Origin of the sequence: Amycolatopsis sp. NPDC058986 (assembly GCF_042741125.1) — a bacterium.
Classification (GTDB): Bacteria; Actinomycetota; Actinomycetes; order Mycobacteriales; family Pseudonocardiaceae; genus Amycolatopsis.
Genome location: NZ_JBHYJW010000013.1, coordinates 64,673 through 82,348 on the forward strand (window position 1 = coordinate 64,673; position 17,676 = coordinate 82,348).

General features: G+C 69.4%; 18 protein-coding genes. 12 read left to right on the top strand and 6 right to left on the bottom strand.

All coding sequences use genetic code 11. The features are described from left to right. The 9 genes from ACFW0G_RS14335 to ACFW0G_RS14375 all read left to right on the top strand — a co-directional run. Positions 1-2,174, top strand: a 2,174-nt coding sequence (locus ACFW0G_RS14335; RefSeq protein WP_378325598.1) for a DnaJ domain-containing protein, incomplete at its 5' end; no start/stop codon positions are given. Positions 2,175-2,274: 100 nt separating this feature from the next. Continuing rightward, a complete protein-coding gene (locus ACFW0G_RS14340; RefSeq protein WP_378325599.1) occupies positions 2,275-3,561 on the top strand; it encodes a YrhB domain-containing protein in 1,287 nt (428 codons plus the stop codon). 11 nt (positions 3,562-3,572) lie between these two features. Further along, complete coding sequence (locus ACFW0G_RS14345; protein WP_378325600.1) at positions 3,573-4,277, top strand: type VII secretion system-associated protein; 705 nt, start codon at positions 3,573-3,575, stop codon at positions 4,275-4,277. A gap of 21 nt (positions 4,278-4,298) precedes the next feature. After that, positions 4,299-5,024, top strand: a complete 726-nt coding sequence (locus ACFW0G_RS14350; protein ID WP_378325601.1) for a YrhB family protein — start codon at positions 4,299-4,301, stop codon at positions 5,022-5,024. Positions 5,025-5,157: 133 nt separating this feature from the next. Beyond that, the gene (locus ACFW0G_RS14355; RefSeq protein ID WP_378325602.1) at positions 5,158-6,933 is read left to right on the top strand and encodes a hypothetical protein; all 1,776 of its coding nucleotides are present in this window, start codon (positions 5,158-5,160) and stop codon (positions 6,931-6,933) included. Beyond that, the gene (locus ACFW0G_RS14360) at positions 6,917-7,438 is read left to right on the top strand and encodes a type VII secretion system-associated protein (protein WP_378325603.1); all 522 of its coding nucleotides are present in this window, start codon (positions 6,917-6,919) and stop codon (positions 7,436-7,438) included. The genes ACFW0G_RS14355 and ACFW0G_RS14360 overlap by 17 nt, the downstream gene beginning before the upstream one ends. Positions 7,439-7,579: 141 nt before the next feature. Beyond that, positions 7,580-8,035, top strand: coding sequence for a hypothetical protein (locus ACFW0G_RS14365; protein WP_378325604.1), 456 nt, complete (start codon positions 7,580-7,582; stop codon positions 8,033-8,035). After that, positions 8,022-9,131 (top strand): hypothetical protein, encoded by a 1,110-nt coding sequence (locus tag ACFW0G_RS14370; protein WP_378325605.1) that lies wholly within the window; start codon positions 8,022-8,024, stop codon positions 9,129-9,131. Before ACFW0G_RS14365 ends, ACFW0G_RS14370 begins: the two co-directional genes overlap by 14 nt. Before the next feature lie 23 nt (positions 9,132-9,154). After that, a complete protein-coding gene (locus ACFW0G_RS14375) occupies positions 9,155-10,042 on the top strand; it encodes an NAD-dependent protein deacetylase (RefSeq protein ID WP_378325606.1) in 888 nt (295 codons plus the stop codon). 21 nt (positions 10,043-10,063) lie between these two features. Here the strand turns inward: ACFW0G_RS14375 and ACFW0G_RS14380 are convergent, their stop codons facing one another. Beyond that, entirely contained in the window at positions 10,064-10,510 is a 447-nt protein-coding gene (locus tag ACFW0G_RS14380) for a cold-shock protein (protein ID WP_378325607.1), read from the bottom strand. Positions 10,511-10,630: 120 nt separating this feature from the next. Beyond that, on the bottom strand, positions 10,631-10,780 hold the full coding sequence (locus ACFW0G_RS14385) for a hypothetical protein (RefSeq protein ID WP_378325608.1): 150 nt from the start codon (positions 10,778-10,780) through the stop codon (positions 10,631-10,633). A 330-nt stretch (positions 10,781-11,110) separates the two neighbouring features. Between ACFW0G_RS14385 and ACFW0G_RS14390 the strand changes: the two genes are divergently transcribed. Beyond that, positions 11,111-12,511, top strand: coding sequence for a DUF6924 domain-containing protein (locus ACFW0G_RS14390; RefSeq protein WP_378325609.1), 1,401 nt, complete (start codon positions 11,111-11,113; stop codon positions 12,509-12,511). Positions 12,512-12,521: 10 nt separating this feature from the next. On the opposite strand, the gene ACFW0G_RS14395 is transcribed toward ACFW0G_RS14390, so the two are convergent. Further along, positions 12,522-13,187, bottom strand: a complete 666-nt coding sequence (locus tag ACFW0G_RS14395; protein ID WP_378325611.1) for a response regulator transcription factor — start codon at positions 13,185-13,187, stop codon at positions 12,522-12,524. A gap of 222 nt (positions 13,188-13,409) precedes the next feature. Then, entirely contained in the window at positions 13,410-13,733 is a 324-nt protein-coding gene (locus ACFW0G_RS14400) for a hypothetical protein (protein WP_378325612.1), read from the bottom strand. 192 nt (positions 13,734-13,925) lie between these two features. Between ACFW0G_RS14400 and ACFW0G_RS14405 the strand changes: the two genes are divergently transcribed. Continuing rightward, a complete protein-coding gene (locus ACFW0G_RS14405; RefSeq protein WP_378325614.1) occupies positions 13,926-14,591 on the top strand; it encodes a response regulator transcription factor in 666 nt (221 codons plus the stop codon). Beyond that, complete coding sequence (locus tag ACFW0G_RS14410) at positions 14,588-15,733, top strand: sensor histidine kinase (protein ID WP_378325615.1); 1,146 nt, start codon at positions 14,588-14,590, stop codon at positions 15,731-15,733. The genes ACFW0G_RS14405 and ACFW0G_RS14410 overlap by 4 nt, the downstream gene beginning before the upstream one ends. 60 nt (positions 15,734-15,793) lie before the next feature. Here the strand turns inward: ACFW0G_RS14410 and ACFW0G_RS14415 are convergent, their stop codons facing one another. Both ACFW0G_RS14415 and ACFW0G_RS14420 read right to left on the bottom strand, forming a co-directional pair. After that, complete coding sequence (locus tag ACFW0G_RS14415; RefSeq protein WP_378325616.1) at positions 15,794-16,912, bottom strand: sensor histidine kinase; 1,119 nt, start codon at positions 16,910-16,912, stop codon at positions 15,794-15,796. Further along, positions 16,909-17,565 carry a response regulator transcription factor gene (locus ACFW0G_RS14420; RefSeq protein ID WP_378325617.1) on the bottom strand — a complete coding sequence of 219 codons (657 nt, stop codon included), beginning with the start codon at positions 17,563-17,565 and terminating at the stop codon, positions 16,909-16,911. Before ACFW0G_RS14420 ends, ACFW0G_RS14415 begins: the two co-directional genes overlap by 4 nt. Positions 17,566-17,676: the final 111 nt, after the last annotated feature.

Consider the following 17,676-nt stretch of genomic DNA (forward strand, 5'->3'; position numbering starts at 1 on the left):
CGGTGCCGCAGCCGCAGCAGTCGAAGGCTGAGGCGTCGGGGAAGGGTAAGGAGCCTGTTCGTCCGGCGGCGTCGGAGTCGCCGGTGGTGGGTGATAGGCCGCGGGCGCCGTATTCGGGGTTGGGTGCTGGTTCGACGGAGCAGCCGCGGCCTGTGGAGCAGCCGCAGCCCGAGGCGAAACCGCAGCCTGAGCCAAGGCCGGTGCCGCAGCCGCAGCAGTCGAAGGCTGAGGCGTCGGGGAAGGGTAAGGAGCCTGTTCGTCCGGCGGCGTCGGAGTCGCCGGTGGTGGGTGATCGGCCGCGGGCGCCGTACTCGGGGGCGGGTGCTGGCTCGAAGGAGCAGCCGCGGCCCAAGGAACAGCCGCAGCCTGAGGTGAAGCCGCAGTCGGAGCCGGAGCAGTCGAAGCCCGAGCGGCCGGAGAAGGGCAAGAAGCCCGTTCGTCCGGGGCCGCAGCACGTCGATGTTCCTGATGTCGAGGGGCAGTATTCGTACGGATCCGGGGACTTGCCGGGTTCCCCGCCGGCGTCGGGTTCGAAGTCGGGGGCGAGTGCTGGGTCGAAGAAGCAGCCGCGGTCTGAGGCGGAGTCGTCCAAGCCCAAGCGACCGGAGAAGGGTAAGGAGCCTGTCCGTCCGGCGGCGTCGGAGTCGCCGGTGGTGGGTGATCGGCCGCGGGCGCCGTATGCGGGGTCGGGTGCTGGTGCGAAGGAGCAGCCGCGACCGACGGAGCAGTCCAAGACGCAGCAGCCCAAGACGCAGCAGCAGCCGCGACCTCGGGAACAGCCGAAGACGCAGCAGCAGCCGCAGAAGCCGAAGGCACAGCGGCCGGAGGCGCAACCAGGGCCGTCGAATCCTTGGTCCGGTGCCGCCGGCGCCGCCAAGGGCGACAGCCGTCCGCCCGCGGTCGCCCATATCGATAACCTGTACACAGTTCTTGGTCTCGAGCAGGCAGCTGAGTTCGATGAAATCAAGAAGAGTTACCGTAAATTAGCTTTGCGATACCACCCCGACAAGAATCGGGATCGTCCGGAATGGGCGGAGAAAAATTTCAAGCAGGTTCAAGATGCCTATGACACGCTGAGTGACCCGCAGAAGAGGAAAATATACGACGCAGAATTGTCCGCGAAAAAGCACGCGGCGCAATATCAGGCGCACCATCAGGGTCAAGGATCGGGTGGTCACGGGTACCAGAATCAGCCGTCATCCTCCTCGCAGCCCTATCGACCGGAGCACTATGGGCACACTTACCACTATCAGCAAGCAGGTCCGTCGCCGGCGTACGGTCCGCAGATACGGGTCAGGAGGCCTGCCGGGTGGGTGACCGGGCAGAGCAGTTCCGGGCAGAGTTTCTATTTCCGGCCTCGTGATCCCCATCAGCAGCCGGTGTACGGCTGGCGGGACTCGGGTCACGGAAACTACAGCGCGGCCATCGGTGTCTCTTTTGTGACCGGCCTGGACGGCGCGGACATGGCGTTGGGGTTCGCGAATCGGGTGTGGAAGATCGACAAGATCGTCCGGACCATGCCTGGTGAGGGTGTCACGAGAGCGTTCAACAAGCTACGTGACGGTACCTGGGTGAATGCACCGTGGTGGAAGGATTACCTGTTCAGGAGCGATGCGCGTGGTAAGGGGCCGACCATCATCGACTACCACGGTCATCCGGACGCGGCCAATGTGACCTTGCCGGTCAACAGCATGGTCATGACTCCCGACGGCGGGCTCTGGTCCTTGATCAATGACTTGCCGCTGGTAGTGGACGGTGAAAACTTCGCCCATGTCCAGGATGCCTCCTGGGTGTTCCGGGAAGTTTACAAAACCAACCCGTATGGTTCGTTCGCTCACACGGCATGCCTGGTTGCCAGGGGCTCATTTGCCGAGAAGTACCTCGATGCGATTGGCTTCCTGGGTAACGGAAGGCGGCGCGGCTATGTGAACGAGTCGCACTTCGCGATGGATGACATCCAGTTCTCCATCAAGCGCGAAAAGGACTACGACGGCGTTATCGGGGTTATCAACAACGGAGGATTCATGACCGGATACCCCAGGACCGAAAACTTCGAATCCCAGCTGGTCGACCGTCCTGACACGCGCTACAGCAAGGAAGAGGTGCGGCGGATCAGGAGGCAGGAACAGGGCGATCGGGAAGAGAGGGGCGGGCCCTCGTCCGGGCAAGCCTGAACGAGCGCGGTGGAGCACTGACGGCCATGATGGGTGAACCAGCCCGCCGGGAGCACACGGGTACCAGGCCGGCCCGTGGTGGACACGAAGAGGATCGAAGATGGTGATGACGATGGAAGAGCCCGCACGGCTGGCCGCGGCCTGGCTCGATCGGACGTACGGGGGGCGAGTGGAGCTCGCCGATCCACGGCCTTTCGCGGAACAGCCACAGGCGTGGCTGTTCACCTGCCAGTACACCGGACAGCCGGAGGAGCCGATGCTGGCGGCGACGCTGGCGGTGCCGAAGGACGGCGCGGAGCCGTTTCCGGTGGCCAACGCCGATCCGCTGGACGAGGAGCTGAACACGCCGGACGGAACGGACTCCTGGCGGCGCCGGATCAACGCCCGTAACTGCCTGATCGCCACCGACGCGACGCTGCGTCGTCAGCCCGCCACCGCGTTGCCGTGGCGGCCGGAGGACGAGGCACCCGGCTGGTGGGACCGGCTGGTGAGCGAGGCTTTCCCCGACGCCGAACGGGGCGTCTGCACGACCTGGTCGCAGGTGGCGTCCGCGGTGGCGGCCGGGGGGCCTGGCACGAACGCGGCGGTGTGGTTGCGCCGGCAGCGGGACGGGATACCGGTTACCGGTCATCTGCTGTACGTGCGGTACTGGGAGGGCAGCGCGGTGGTCCTCGACGCGGTGCGCGGCGAGCTGGCCAGCATCGACGACAGCGAGGTCGCCGAACTCAGGGTGGCCAGGTTCCACCGTCCCGAGGTCGACGAGTCCGCGGCTCCGTCGTATCCCTGGCAGCGGCCCGCGCCGGATTTCGAGAGCGCGGTGGCGAAGGCGAACGACTGGCTGGAGCACGCGTATTCGGGTGCGGCGGTGCTGGTCGATCCGGCGCCGGTCGACGAAACCCGTCGAGGCTGGCTGTTCGCCTGCACCACCCGGGCGTTCGCGGAGACCGGGGACTGGCGGGAGCAGATGCTCGACGCGGCCCTGGTCGTTCCGAAGGCGGCGGGTGAGCCGCCGTTCGGCCTGCCCAACTCCGATCCCTGGCCGTGGATGGCGCAGTGGGACGAAGGGCAGGAAAATCTGTCCGATCCGCCTGCCTCGGGTCCGGCCGCGTGGTTTGCCGCCACCATGGGGCAGATCGGTGAGGTGCTCAGCGCGAACGAATATCCGGGCTGGGCCGAGGCGATGGAAGAGATCGTCAACTTGCCCGATGAGGCACGAGCCGTCGTGTGGGTGCGCAGGAAGGATTACCGTGACCGGGAAACGGTGGGGAATCTGATCGTCGTGGCCCATGAGGAGGACGGCGTCCGGTTCGTGGACGGGATGGCCGAGAACGGCACGGCCACCTTCGAGGCGAACGCGGCCGGTGTGCACGTGATCCGGTACCGGTGAGGGAGAACGACATGGCGAAGAAGGCACCCGCGGCCAAACGGACCGTGGACGTCGAGTTGCCCACCGGTCCGGACAGCGGCGAGCCGATGGAAGCCGAGCCCGGGCTCGATCAGCCGGAGCGGACCGAAGTGCTGCGGGCCGGGACGGACGAGGCCGCAGCCGAGGGGGTCGAGGGCGAGGAGGGTGGGGAAGACTCGCTCGACCTGTCCGATCACTGGGTTTTCATGATCGACCCGGCGTGGAAAGCGGCCGACGAGAAGGATCAGCCGCCGATCGAGGCGGTGGTCGGTGGCTGGTACGTCGACGACGACGGGGAAACCGGGTTGTTCCGGCCGAACCCGGACTACCAGCCCTCGCAGCCGGATCTGCCCACCGACCCGGTGGACGCCGCCCTGCAGCTGGTGGTGCGCGGTGAGGTCGACGGCGACGAGTTGCTGAAGGCCCTGCCGGACATCGTTTACGGCGTCGCGCTGGACGAGGACGGCACGCCGGTCGTGGCGCTGTCCCCGGACGACGTCCCGTCGGTGCTGGTGACCACCGCGCCGGCGCACCGGGAGCGGGTGAACGTGTCCGGCTGGATGGAGGTCACGATGGGGGAGCTGGCCGAGGCGCTGCCCGACGAAGGCATCGACGTCCTGCTCAATCCCGGCGCGCCCGCCTCGATGCGGCTGCTCGCCGGAACGATGAAGGAATCCGCGACGGCCGCGGCCAAGTAGGTGCCTACTGATCAGGGAACCATGACCGAACTCTGGGAGGAAGCCGCTGGGGACTTCCCCGCAGCGGTCAGGAAAGCCGAGCACTGGCTCGGGTTCGCTCATGCCGGGAACGTCCGGCTGGTCGACCCGGCGCCTGCCGACGAGACCGCGCGCGGCTGGCTGTTCGCGACCACCACGCGGCGGTTCCTCGCCACCGGCGACTGGCGTGATCAGCTGCTGGACGCGGCGCTGGTGGTTCCCAAGGCCGAGGGCCAGGCTCCGTTCGGGCTCCCGAACGGGAAGCCGTGGACCTGGCTGCGGTTGTGGGATGCCGGGGCCCTCGGGCTGCCCGACCCGCCCGTGGCCGCCGGAATCGCCTGGTTCGCCCCCGCGGTTGCCCGGCTGGGCGAGGTCGAAAGTGTCCAAGCCTGCCAGGACTGGGCCGGCGCACTCGACCGGATCGCCGGTTTCCCCGCCGGAACGCGCGTGCTGATCTGGTTGCGCCGCAAGGACGATCGCGGCAGGGAAACTGTCGGCCGGTTGCTGGAGGCGGTCGCCGACGACGACGGCGTCCGGTTCGTCGACCCGGCGGCCGAAGACGGCGAACCGCTCGTCGGCCCCGACCCGTTCGAGCTGCGGGTCGTCCGGATCGCCGCGTCGGCACCGACAGCCGAACCCAGCCCGTCACCGGGCACGGACAGGACTGGCGCGCCGGTCACTTCGCCGTCCACGCCCGAGGGCGGGTTCTGGCAGGACGACGCTTTCTAGGCCCCTTCGCCGTCTCGGTGGATTTTCGGGCACTCATCGTGGACGGATTCTCCTTGGGCAGCCGGTTCTCTCGCCCCGGGGATCTACCGTCGTCCCCAGGACGGCCAGGTTGCGCGACCCGAAGGGGGATCCGATGCCCTTGCTGACCCGGCTCCGCCGGTCTCCGCGTGCCGGGAAGCGCGGCGCCGTGAGCGAAATGGGCGACGCCGTCGTGGTGCACGGAGGCGACGGCGGCACGGACGAGGCTCGCGTGCTGGCCGCGTCGCTGGCCGCCGACCCCGAACACCAGGTGGTGGTGGCGGATCTGCCGCCCGAGTCCCCGGTCGAGACCTGGGAGTCCTTCGCGGCGTCGCTGCCCAAGGACAAGCGCCCCCTCCGCCTGGTACCCGGACGGCAGCCCCTCGAGATTGGCGCGTCGGTCGCGCCCTGGCTCGCCCAGCGGATCGGCCGCCCCGTGCTGGCCCCGTACGGCAGGGTGCACCAGGGTGACTCGGGCGCGTTGTTCGTGCATTCCGGGCCGCGCACCGGGTGGGGATGGTTCCGGCCGGGCCAGGCTCCGGAGTGGGCGGCGAAGCGCTTTCCCAGCCCGGCTTGGGAGTCACCCGCGCTGGCGGAGGTCGCGGCGGCGGGCGCGAAGGCGGTGGCCGAGCCATTGCCCGCCGGGATGTGGATCCACCCGGCGGGCGCGGACGAGAAGTTCGCCCGCGAACGCCTCCGGTTGGTCGCCACCCTGCCCTGCCAGCCGGGCACTCCGGTGATCGCGGTGGGCAGCACCGACGTCCCCGGCCTGGAACTGGGCGACGTCGCGGCGTTCTGGCGGGCCCTGCCGCCCGAGGTGCGCGGCAGCGCCTGGTTCGTGCTCCTCGGTGGGGTCACGGTGCCCGAAGGCGGTGCGACCGGTCCGGCGCTGGCGGCTGCGATCGGTGCGGAAGCGTTGTGCTACAACGGATTCCCTGTCGGATCGCCGGACGCATCGGAGGTGGTCACGACGCGGCCGGACGGCGGCCAGGGGTGGTCCCCCTTCGGGCGGGGTTTCGCGTACCGGCCGGGTGACACCCGGCCCCGATTGCGTGCCCATCGCACACCGGCCGGCGACCTGCACGAGATCGTGCCGGGTGTCTACCGGTCCACGCCGGACGTGGTGGTCGAGATCGTCCAGGCCGGGCTGTGGGTCCGGTCGCTGGAAGGCACCGGTGAAGACACCGGCGGCGCGGCGCGGTCGAGGCCGGTGGATCCGGCGGGCCCACTGGTGCTGTACGAAGCGACCGACCCGGCGAAGGCCGAACGGCTGCGGGCCGCCGCCGAGGATCTGGTCGAGCGGCTCGATCCGGCGGTGCGGCCGGTGACGCGGGTGCTGCCCATCGGGACACCGGTGGATGGCCAGGGAGAACTGACGGCTCGGTTGTCCACGGCGTCGCCGTTCGAGGACGAGCTGGCCGAGCGGACGACCCGGTTGACCACGACGCCGCCGAAGGGGGAGCAGACCGCGCGGCTGACGGCCGCACCGGCGGACGGACAGAGCGAGCCGACGACTCGGCTGGCGACAGTCGCGGCGCGGCAGGGGAACGGGCAGGAGGAACTCACAACGCGGATGGCGGTGCGGGCGGTGCCCGCGGCGCGGCCGGAGGACAAACCGGAAGCGCTGACGACCCGGATGGCGACGCAGGCGGTGCGCGCCGCGGCAGCGCCGGAACAGCCGGAACAGCCGGAAGAACCGGTGGCCGCGGAAGAGCCGGAGGACGGCGAACTCGCGGACACCGCGTTGCCGATCCTGTCCCGGATGATGGAGACCGTGGTCATGCCGGTACCGGCGGCTCTCCGGGCCCCCGCGCCGAGTTCCGCGCCGAACCCCGCCCCGTCCCGCCTGTCGGCCCGGCTGGAAGGACGCACCGATGAGCGACGCCGCTGAACAGAACCAGATGGTGGCTCTGATCGATCCCGGGTGGACGGCGACCGAGGAGGTTCCCGAGCCGCCGATCGAGTCGCTGGTCGGGGCCTGGCCGCTGTTGCCGGACGGCGATCGTGGCCTGTTCCTGCCGAATCCGGCCTACCGTCCGTCCACACCGGACTCACCGCTCGACCCGGTGGACGCGGCGCTCGGCCTGATCTCCCGCGGCGAAGCCGATGCCGAGCTGTTGCCCGAGTTGTTGCGGAAAGCCGTGTTCGGCGTCGCGGTGGACGAAGAGGGCGTCACGATCGTGCGTCCTGCGCCCGATGGCGTGCCCTCGGCGCTGGTGACGACCGCCTTCGGTCACCGCGACCGTGTGACGGCCGCGGACTGGCTGCCGATGACGCTGCCGCAACTGGCCGAAGCGCTCCCGTCACACGGTGTCGACGTCCTGCTCAACCCGGGGGCGCCGACCTCCATGCGCCTGCTCGCCGACGCCGTCCGTGCCGCCGCGGCCGAAGAGTAGCCGAAGGACGCCTTCAGTGCGTTGGCCGCGGTGAAGGACGCTTTCAGTGCATCGAGTCCACCGTTAAGGGACCGGCATCGGCGCGTTGGGAACGCGTGAAGACAGTGGCACTCGCGGCCCGGTTTTCGTTGACTGGTAATCGTGGCTCCTGCTTCCGCACTCGACGGACCGACCGGTGGTTATCGCAACGCACCCACCTCCGCTCCCGGCATCGACCCCTTCCCGGCGAACACAGATCCACAGTGGACACCACAACCGGGCGGCGTCCTTTCGCTGGACCCGAGCGAACTGTCGGGCGCGGTGGCCAAGTTCCGAGAGGCCGCGGCAGCGGCGTCCCGCGCCGCGAGCAGCGCCCCGCGCACCGGTGACGGAACCGCGTACGGCGTTGCCCCCTGGGGATCGGACCCGTTGGGCGCGGCCTTCGACGGCCGGTACGCGGACCCCGCCGAGCACTTGCCCGCCGCGCTGGAAGCGCTTTCCAAGCTGCTCGACGGAACGGCTGATCAACTGACCCGCATCGGGCACCGTTTCGCCGAAACCGACGAACACGCCGCGGACACCGTCCGGAGGATCATGAGGTCCGATGCCCGCGACTGAGGTCCCGTCCGGTGTTCAGCACCTGCTGGAATTTCTGATCGGGAACGACTGGCCGGAAGGAAACCCCGACGACCTCAGGCAGCTCGCCACCCAATGGCGGGTCACCGCGAAACAGGTCGAGGTCGTCCAGGATCTGGTTCGCGAGGGCGCGCACCGCGTCGATCGGGCGCTGGAAGGTCAGACGCAGCAAGCGTTTCAGGCCTTCGTCGCGCCGTTCACCACCCCGGACGGCCACCTCGACGCGCTCCGGAAGGGATGTCTGGGGTTGGCGGACGCCGCGGACGAGATGGCCGTGCAGATCGAGATGCTGCGCATCATCGTCATTCAGCTCCTGGTCCTGCTCGTCATCCAGATCGCCGCGGAGATCGCCGCCGCGCCGTTCACCTTCGGCGCGTCACTGGCGAGCATTCCCGGCGAGATGGCCGCGACTCGAGCTGCCGCCATCATCGTGATCCGCCGGGCCGTCATCGGGCTCGTCAGTCACCTGGCCGCCTCCCTGCTCGAACAGGTCGGCGTGGTCTTCCTCGCCCAGTTCATCCTCATCTGCCAGCACAAACTCTCCGGATTCCGCGGTGACATGTTCAAGACCGCCGCCGTCAACGCCGTCGTCGGTGGCGCGGTCGGCCTCGGCGCGGGCGCGGCGGGCAACCTCGCCAAGAACGCCGCCGCGAAGTCGTTGCGTGACCACATACCCGCGGCACGCCACCTCGACGGCACCCCGCCCACGAACTGGAAGGACGCGGGCAAACACTTCGCGCTCAACGCGCCCCTCGATGCCGGGTTGGGCGCGGCGACCGGCGTCGCCGAGGCAGCCGCCCAGGACGCGGCGTCCGGCTCGTCGGGCGACGAGGTCTACGGGGCCGAGAACGGCGCCTTCACCGGCGCGCGCGACGCCGCGCACAACGCCTTCAACCCGCACAGCAAGTTCTCGACGAATCCCGCGTACTACCTGGACAAGGCGCTCAACGAGCGCTTCGACAAGCCCAAGACCCCGCCACCGGACGGCCAGGGGCCGCCCCGGCTCCCGGAGGTCCGTCGTGAGGACTGGGACGCCTGGGCCAACGGCACGATCGGCGCGATAGAACGAACCTCCTAGATCCGGCGGTTAAACTTCCTGATGTGCGGACCCGACCGACACTGAGCTGGACGCCCACCGGCGATCCGCTGCCACGCACGGCCGAGCTGGGCGCCGTCGCCGGCCTGCTCCGGCAGGGTGGCGTGCTGGTGCTCAGCGGGGCGGGGCTGAGCACGGAATCGGGCATCCCCGACTACCGGGGCGTGGCGGGCAGCCTGCGCAAGCACACCCCGATGACCTACGGCGAGTTCGTCGGCAGCGTCGAGGGCCGACGTCGCTATTGGGCACGCAGCCATCTCGGCTGGCGCACGATCGTTCGCGCCCGGCCCAACAGCGGCCACCACGCGGTGGCCCGGTTGCGCGCGCTGGGGCACGTGTCCGGGGTGATCACCCAGAACGTGGACGGGCTGCACCAGGCCGCGGGCACTCCCGGCGTGGTGGACCTGCACGGCAGCCTGTATCGGGTGATCTGCCTGTCCTGCGGGCGGATCAGCCCCCGGGAGGAGCTGGACCGGCGGCTGCGCGCGGCGAACCCCGGCTTCCGGGCCGCGGTGGCCACGATTACTAATCCGGACGGCGATGTGGACCTGCCCGAGCACGAGGTCGCCGGGTTCGCCGTGGTGGACTGCGACGGCTGCGGCGGCGTACTCAAACCCGACGTCGTGTTCTTCGGCGAGAACGTGCCGCGGCCGCGGGTCGACCAGTGCTACCGGATGGTGCGGGACTGCTCGGCGTTGCTCGTGCTGGGCTCGTCCCTGACCGTCATGTCCGGCCTGCGCTTCGTCCGGCGTGCGGCCGCGGCGGGCGTCCCGGTCGCGATCGTCAACCAGGGCGTGACGCGGGGCGACGAGCACGCGGCGGTGCGTGTTGACCGGCCGCTGGGCGGCGCGCTGACCGAACTGCTGGCCACGCTCGAAGGAATCGCTTCCTAGGCCGAGCGCTCGTCCGGTGGGTCAGTCCTCGACCCAGCCGTGGTCGCGGGCGACGGCCACCATGCGCTGCCGCACTGCGACCAGTTGCGCGCCGGTCAGGGTCGGCGCCGCTTCGAGCAGCGCTTCGATCAGCTCCGATTCCAGTTCGGCCAGTGACAACACGTCACACAGTTCGTCCTCGTTCCCGGCCCGCGCGGGTGCCGGCTGGACCGCCGGTGCCGCCTGCGTCCGCTGCGGCTGTTCGAGCAACCGCACCCGTGATGCCTTGAGACCCCGCTCGCCCTCTTCGGGAACGAATTCGACCTCCACTCCCGTACTGAGCAACTGCTTGTCGAAATGGAGGTCGTTCACATGGAGAAACACATCTTCGCCACCGTCGTCGGGTGAAACGAACCCATAACCGCGAACATCGTCGAACTTGATGACCGTACCCGTAGCCACTTGTATCCCACATCCCACATCGTCCATCCCCGCGGTGCCAACCAGTCACCACGACACCGGGGGTCACACCCAGGGTACCTCGCTGTCGTACGCGGCCGGGCTCGAGTCGTGCGGAGTCCGCAATGGACAGAGGCCATGCGGGAACGCTCATCCGGCTTTACGGGACCACTCGGACAGGGCGGGGGCCGGCTCGCGCGCGGCTCGTGCCTCCGCGGCCAGCATCGCGTCCTGTTCCCTGGTGATCCGCGCCATGACATCCTCGATGTCGACGAAGTCGTCGGAAATATCGTTCATCATCGGGTGCACCTCTTTCGGGCTGGACCTGACTGGAACCAGCTAACCGCCTCGCGGCGTCGATCACCACGGTTGTGCCCGTTTGGGTACGGCGGCTGTACTTTCCGCTGGCGGAGAGGGGACTCGCGGGCAAGCACGCTGCCCGGATGTGCCGAAGACGCCCCTCCGGTGCAACCGGCGCGAGGTGCCCGTACTCGGTGTCGCGCGTTGGATCGGCGTGGTTCGCCGGTGTTTCCGGACAGCCCCGGCTGTCCGTCGGGGCAGTCGACGGCGGAACCGGGGGAAGTGCTGGCTACCGTCACTCCGACGGTCCGCGTCGAAGGAGAACCGGCTGTGTTGTTCGCGTTTCGCTTGTGGCGGCGCCCGTGGGGCTCGACGGCGTGGCTGCCCGAGCCACGTCTGCTGGAGGTGGACGCCGGGGAAAACGCGGTGCCGGAACAGCTTTCCTGGGGTACCGAGGACGGCGCGCAGACCGCGATCGGCTTCGCGCCGGACATGGCGAGCTGTTACGGGCATCGCCGTACCGCACGCGGCGGTGTGGTGGAGGTGCGCGGCGAGCGCGACGACCCGTCCGGCGGGGGCCGCGGGTACGAATTCCGCACGGAGATCGAGGACACCCATGGCTGGAATCCCGCGGGGCGGCTGCGGTTACTGGTCGAGGCGGGCAGCGAGGCTCCCTTGCTGTGGGCGACCTGGCAGGACCGGGCGGGTACCACCTGTTCGGTGGCGCTGCGTTCGGTGAGCCGGTCCGGCAGGGCGGATGTCACCGATCTGGTCACCGCCGTGCTGGTCACGGACGAGTACCGCGACGCGGGCGAGGTCGCCGTGAACCTCGTGGATCCCTCGGACAGCAAATGGCTGGCCTCGGACAGCACCGCCCGTGTCGAATTCCGGCTGACGCGGCCGGTCGCGGCGACGGCGTATGTGTTCACCTCCGCCAACGACGAGCCCGGCCGCGATCCGGCGGCGTGGACACTCCGTGGCTCGGCGGACGGCCGGGCCTGGCGGACTCTCGACATCCGCGCCGATCAGTCGTTCGCCGATCGGCATCAGTCCACAATGTACAGAATCGCCGAGCCGGGCCGGTACGACCGCTACCGCTTCGACATCACCGCCAACCATGGCGACCCGTGCCTGCAACTCGAAGCCGTCCGGCTCCTCGCGAGCGGTGGCGGTTTCGTCGGTTACCGTCAGCTCGCGGGCCGAGCGCCGGTCGCCTACCGGGGGACACGGCTCGAGCAGGACAGGCCGGTGCCAGGCGGGGCACCCCGGATCCCGGTAGGCACACCACGGTTGCCGCGGGACTCCTCGACGTTGCTGGTGCGCACCGACTTCTCCGACGACGCCGCGTGGACAGCGCTTTCCCGGCAGGTGACCTCGCCGCATCGGTGTGGCCGTGACACGTTCCACGCGAATGTGGTGCCCGTCGACGACGTCCGGTTCGAGGGGCTGACCGCGGAACAGCTTCTCCAGCTGGTGCCCGCGGGTACGGACTGGCCGGCGCTCTTCGTCGCGGACGGGACGACCATGACGTCGTCCGAGTGTCGTGTACTGGTCATCGGTCTCGAGGACGACAGCTACGGCCAGACCTTCCGCGCCACTCCGCAGGGGGTGATGGATGTCGAGAACAACTTGTCGATGGCCAACAAGGACTGGGAGGATTTCGCGGACCACACGGACGGCGACGGCGTCGTCCGGCACGCGGTCGTGTGCGATCCGGCGTCGCAGGACTGACCGGAGTTCGTCAGATCGCTCCGGTACGGAGCGCGAAGGCGACTGTGTGCGCGCGGTTGTTGAGGCGGTAGCGGGTCATCACGCGGTGGAGAACGTTTTTCACCGTGCTTTCCGAATACGCGAGCTTGGCCGCGATTTCTCCGGTGTCGTGGCCGTCGGCGAGCAGCCGCAGCAACTCGCGTTCGCGTGCGGTGAGGCCGGAGAGCGCGAGGTCGTGCGGTGCCAGCACGTCGCGTTGCATCCGTTCGAGATGGGCCAGCAGGCTGCCCTGCACCTGGGGCGGCAGGGCGGCGGCGCCCTGACTGACGGCGAGCACCGTGCGGACCAGTCGCCGGCCCTCGATGGTGCGCCGGGGCAGCAGGGCGGCCATTCCGCACTCGATCGCCGTCATCAGTGCTTCGCCCCGGAAGTGGTCGGTGACGAGCACGCACCGCGGCGGCGATTCGAGACGGGACGCGGCCCGGATCGCGCGCAGGGCGGTGAAAACCTTGTCGCCCAAGGAGTCTTCGACGACCACGAGCACCTCGGCCACCGCGAGTTCGTCGGTGGAGAGCATCTTCAGCCGCGCATCGGTGCCGAGGATGGCCGCCGCGCCGAGCCTGGTCATCGGGTCGGGGGCGTGCACGGCGACAGCCACGACCGGGTCGGCCGCTGGGCGTTGACCGGTGCTGGACATCACGTCCCTCCTCGTGCGACGGCTGATCGGGAGGGCCGTCGATCCCTCCTCGCTTTCGTGAGAAGTTATAACCAGGGAGAGTGAGTGTCAATAGTTAACGTGATAGCTTCTAACGAAATCTTGAGGCTCCTCGGTTCCGGTGGACGCCCGGCGTGGACGCGGCGCGGGGACCGCCAGGCGTCGGCATGCCTGGCGGTCCCCGCTGCCCCTTCGAGCCGCGGGTTACGCGGTTTTGCCGATCGGCTTCGCCGGAACGGCCGGGGCGCCCGGCTCCAGCGGCTTGGCGGGCTGGCACTGGATCGGCTTCGCCGGGACGCTGGGAGAGCCGACCGGCGCCGGCTTGGTCGGCTGCTCCTGGATCGGCTTCGCCGGGACGGCGGGCGTGCCGGGCTCCAGCGGCTTGGCGGGCTGGCACTGGATCGGCGTGGCCGGCTTGCCGCCGTCGGCGGGCGCGTCCGTGGTGCTGGCGAACGCCGCCCCGCCGGTGCCGAGCATGATGGCCAGGCCCGCGACGGCGAAGGCGCCGCGGCGCAGGAACGAAGACATGGGAGTTTCCCTTCGGTTGGCGATGGACCACGTCCCGGCGATCGTCCGCCGGGACGGTCGCGGCGGCAGGCCGCGATGTGTTCCATGAAGCCAAACCGGGGTTATCGCCGGCCTCTGGTGATCACCATATGGTGGCCATAGGTTCCTGAGTGGACGATGCTGATGCGTTGATACGACAGGGGAGAGTGGGCCATGCGGGTGCTGGTCGTGGAGGACGAAGTCTTCCTCGCGGAGGCATTGGAGTCCGGTCTGCGCAGGGAAGGCATGGCCGTCGACATTGCCCACGACGGAGCCACCGCGCTGGAATGCGTGGCGGTCAACGAATACGACGTGCTGGTACTGGACCGCGATCTTCCCGGGGTGCACGGGGACGAGGTCTGCCGTCAAACGGCTTCCGCCCGGCCGGAGTGCCGGATTCTCATGCTGACCGCGGCCGGACGATCGGCCGACAAGGTCGACGGACTGCGTATCGGTGCCGACGACTACCTCGTCAAGCCGTTCGACTTCCCCGAACTCGTGGCCCGGCTGCACGCCTTGCGGCGGCGCGCAGGCACGGCGCACCCGCCGGTGCTGACCTACGCCGGCCTCTGGCTGGATCCCGCACGTCGCGACGCCCGCCGGGACGACCGCTCCCTGCGCCTGACCCGTAAGGAATTCGCCGTCCTGGAACTGCTCCTGCGCGCGGACGGGGCGGTGCTGAGCGCCGAACAACTGCTGGAGAAAGCCTGGGACGCCCACGCCGATCCCTTCACCAACGCGGTCCGCATCACCGTTTCCACGCTCCGGCGCAAACTCGGTGACCCGCCGATCCTGCACACCGCCACCGGCGTCGGCTACTACCTCGCCGCCACCCCGTGAGCGTCCACGCCACGCTGCGGCGGAGCCGGCTGTCCATCCGGCTGCGGCTCACCCTGCTCTACGGCGGACTGGTGCTCGCCTGCGGCATCGCGTTGCTGGCCTCCGTGTACTTCCTGATGCGGTACATCCCGAACTACGCTCCGGCGCGGGAACTCCCCAGGGAGGGGATCGCGGTGGTCCCGGCCATACCGGCTCCTCCCGGCGCCATCATCGGCAAGGACGACGTGCTGGGCGCGCTGGTGCGCGTGTCCGGAGTGGCGCTGATCGGGCTCGCCCTGGTCGCGCTCCTGCTCGGCTGGATCATCGCCGGGCGCATGCTCGCCCCTGTCCACCGCATCACGCGGACCGCGCGCACGGTCGCGGGTAACACTCTGGACGAACGCATCCGGCTCGGCGGCGCCAGGGACGAGTTCACCGAACTCGCCGACACGATCGACACGATGCTCGACCGGCTGCACACGAGCTTCCAAGCCCAGCAACGGTTCGCCGCCAACGCGTCCCATGAGCTGCGCACCCCGCTGACCACCATGCGCACCATGTTGCAGGTCGCCGCGGCCCACCCGCAGGACCACGACCTCGCCGCACTGGCGCCCAAACTCCTGGCCACCAACGAGCGCAGTATCGCGACGGTGGAGTCCTTGCTCGCGCTGTCCAGGGCCGATCACGGCATGAACGAGACAGCGCCGGTCGACCTCGCTTCGCTCGCCGAGCACGCACTCGACGAGGTCCGGGAGGAAGCGGCCGTGAGCAGGATCGGCGTGCGCGGCGAGGTGGGTCCGGCCCGTGTGGACGGTGACAAGGACCTGGTGCACCATCTGCTGATCAACCTGCTGTACAACGCCATCCGGCACAACCACCCCGGCGGCGCCGCCCGGCTGACCATCGTGGCGCGAGGCGAAGACGCGGTGATCACCGTCGCCAACACCGGGGCGATCATCACCGCCGAGGACGCCGGGCGGTTGTTCGAGCCGTTCTATCGCCGGCGCACCCGTACTCGTGCCGGCGGCCATGGCCTCGGCCTGACTCTCGTCCGCGCCATCGCGCACAGCCATGGGGGTACCGCGACGGCCACACCCAACGCCGGTGGCGGGCTCACCGTGACCGTCGTTCTTCCCGCCCGCGGACACCCGGCAGTGTCGTGAATGGCACATAGGGGACGTTCAACGCCGTCAATGTCCCTTTCCCGACACCGTCTTCGGCGTTCACGCTGCCGGCAGGCCGACCCGGACCACCAGGCCGCCTTCGGCGCGAGGCCGGGCGGAGACGGAGCCGCCATGCGCCTCGGCGATCGCCCGCACGACCGAGAGGCCGAGGCCGCTGCCCGGCGGTGGATCCGCCCGGTCGAAGCAGGATCGCCGGAACGGCTCGAACAGCTCGTCGCCCTCGGTGATGTCGACGCGCGGGCCGCCGTTGGCGATTTCGAGGACGCAGGTCGTCGCCGACCCCGCGGTGTGCACGGACACCCACCCCTGTGGTCCATTGTGGACGAAGGCGTTGTCGACGAGGTTGTGCACCAGTTGTTCCAGCAGGACGGCGTCGCCGCGGACCTTGGCCTCGGCGAGTTCCGGCCTGAGTTCGACGGGCCGGTCGGCGCGGGCGAGCCGCTCCCACAGGATGCCGTCGGTGAGTTCGGCCAGATCGACGATGTCGTTCTTCCGCACGGTTTCCACGTTCTGGGCCAGTGCGAGCAAACCCGCGAGCATGCGCTCCTGATGGTCCAGGTTCGCAAGCAGCTTGCGGCCCAGTGCGATGGTTTCCGGATCGGTGCCCGGCCGTGCGATCGCCACCTCGGTGACCGCTCGCTGTGCCGCGACGGGCGTCTTCAGCTCGTGCGCGGCGTTCGCGATGAACCTGCGCTGTCCCGCGAAGGAGCGTTCCAGTCGTGCCAGCATGTGGTCGAAGGCGTCGGCGAGTTCCTTGATCTCGTCGTGCGGGCCGGGCAGCCGGATGCGTGTTCCCAGCTCCTGATCGGCCGCACGCTGGGCGGCGGCGGTGATGGACCGGACCGGGCGCAGCGCCCGCCGCGCCGTGAACCAGCCGAGGACAGCCGCCAGCGCCATGACGGCTCCCAAGGCGATGGCGCCGTTCTGGACCAGCGAGGAATAGGTGACGGTGCCCAGATCGGGAATCGGCGTCGGCGGCGTCGCCGGAAACGGCCTCACCTCCCCGGTGAGCGGGTCGCTGGGCAGTACCCCCGCGGTTCCCATCGGCCGCGCATGGTGCGACAGCAGCATGATCAGGCCGAGCAGCACCGACCCGGTGATCGCGGACAGCGTCGTGTACGCGACCGTCAGCTTGATGCGCAGGGGCCAGCGTTTCATGGGATCCGATACCCGACACCGGAAACGGTTTCGATGACTCCGGGCTCGCCCAGTTTGCGCCGGAGCGAGGCCATGGTGACGCGGACGACGTTGGTGAACGGATTGATGTGCTCGTCCCACGCCGTTTCCAGCAGGGTCTCGGCCGAGACGACCGCGCCGCCCGCTCGGAGCAGTTCCTCGAGCACGATGAACTCCTTCTTGGCCAAGGAAATCAGGCGATCGCCGCGCACCACCCGATGCCGCGCCGGGTCCACGCTGATGCCCGCCCGTTCCAGCACCGGTGGCACTGCGGGCCTGCTGCGCCGTCCCAGCGAACGCACCCTGGCGACGAGTTCGGTGAAGGCGAAGGGTTTCGCCAGGTAGTCGTCGGCGCCGAGTTCGAGCCCGCGGACCCGGTCCGCGACCTCGGACGCCGCCGTGAGCAGCATGACCCGCGTGGCCGGGTGCTCGGCGACGAGCGTGCGGCAGACCTCGTCGCCGTGCACCAGCGGGAGCCCGCGATCGAGGACCACGACGTCGTAGGCGGTACTGAGGCACCGGTCGAGCGCGGCGGCACCGTCGTAGACGACATCGACGGCGAGGGCGTTGTCGCGCAAACCCTCGCCGATCGCATTCGCCATCATCTTCTCGTCCTCGGCCACCAGCACCCGCATGATTCCTCGGTACACGGTGCGTTCGCACCGGGCAAGCGGGAGGTACTTACGCACAAGACTCCGGGGACTTTCGACACGGAAAAGGCCCCGCGGACATCCACGGGGCCTTTT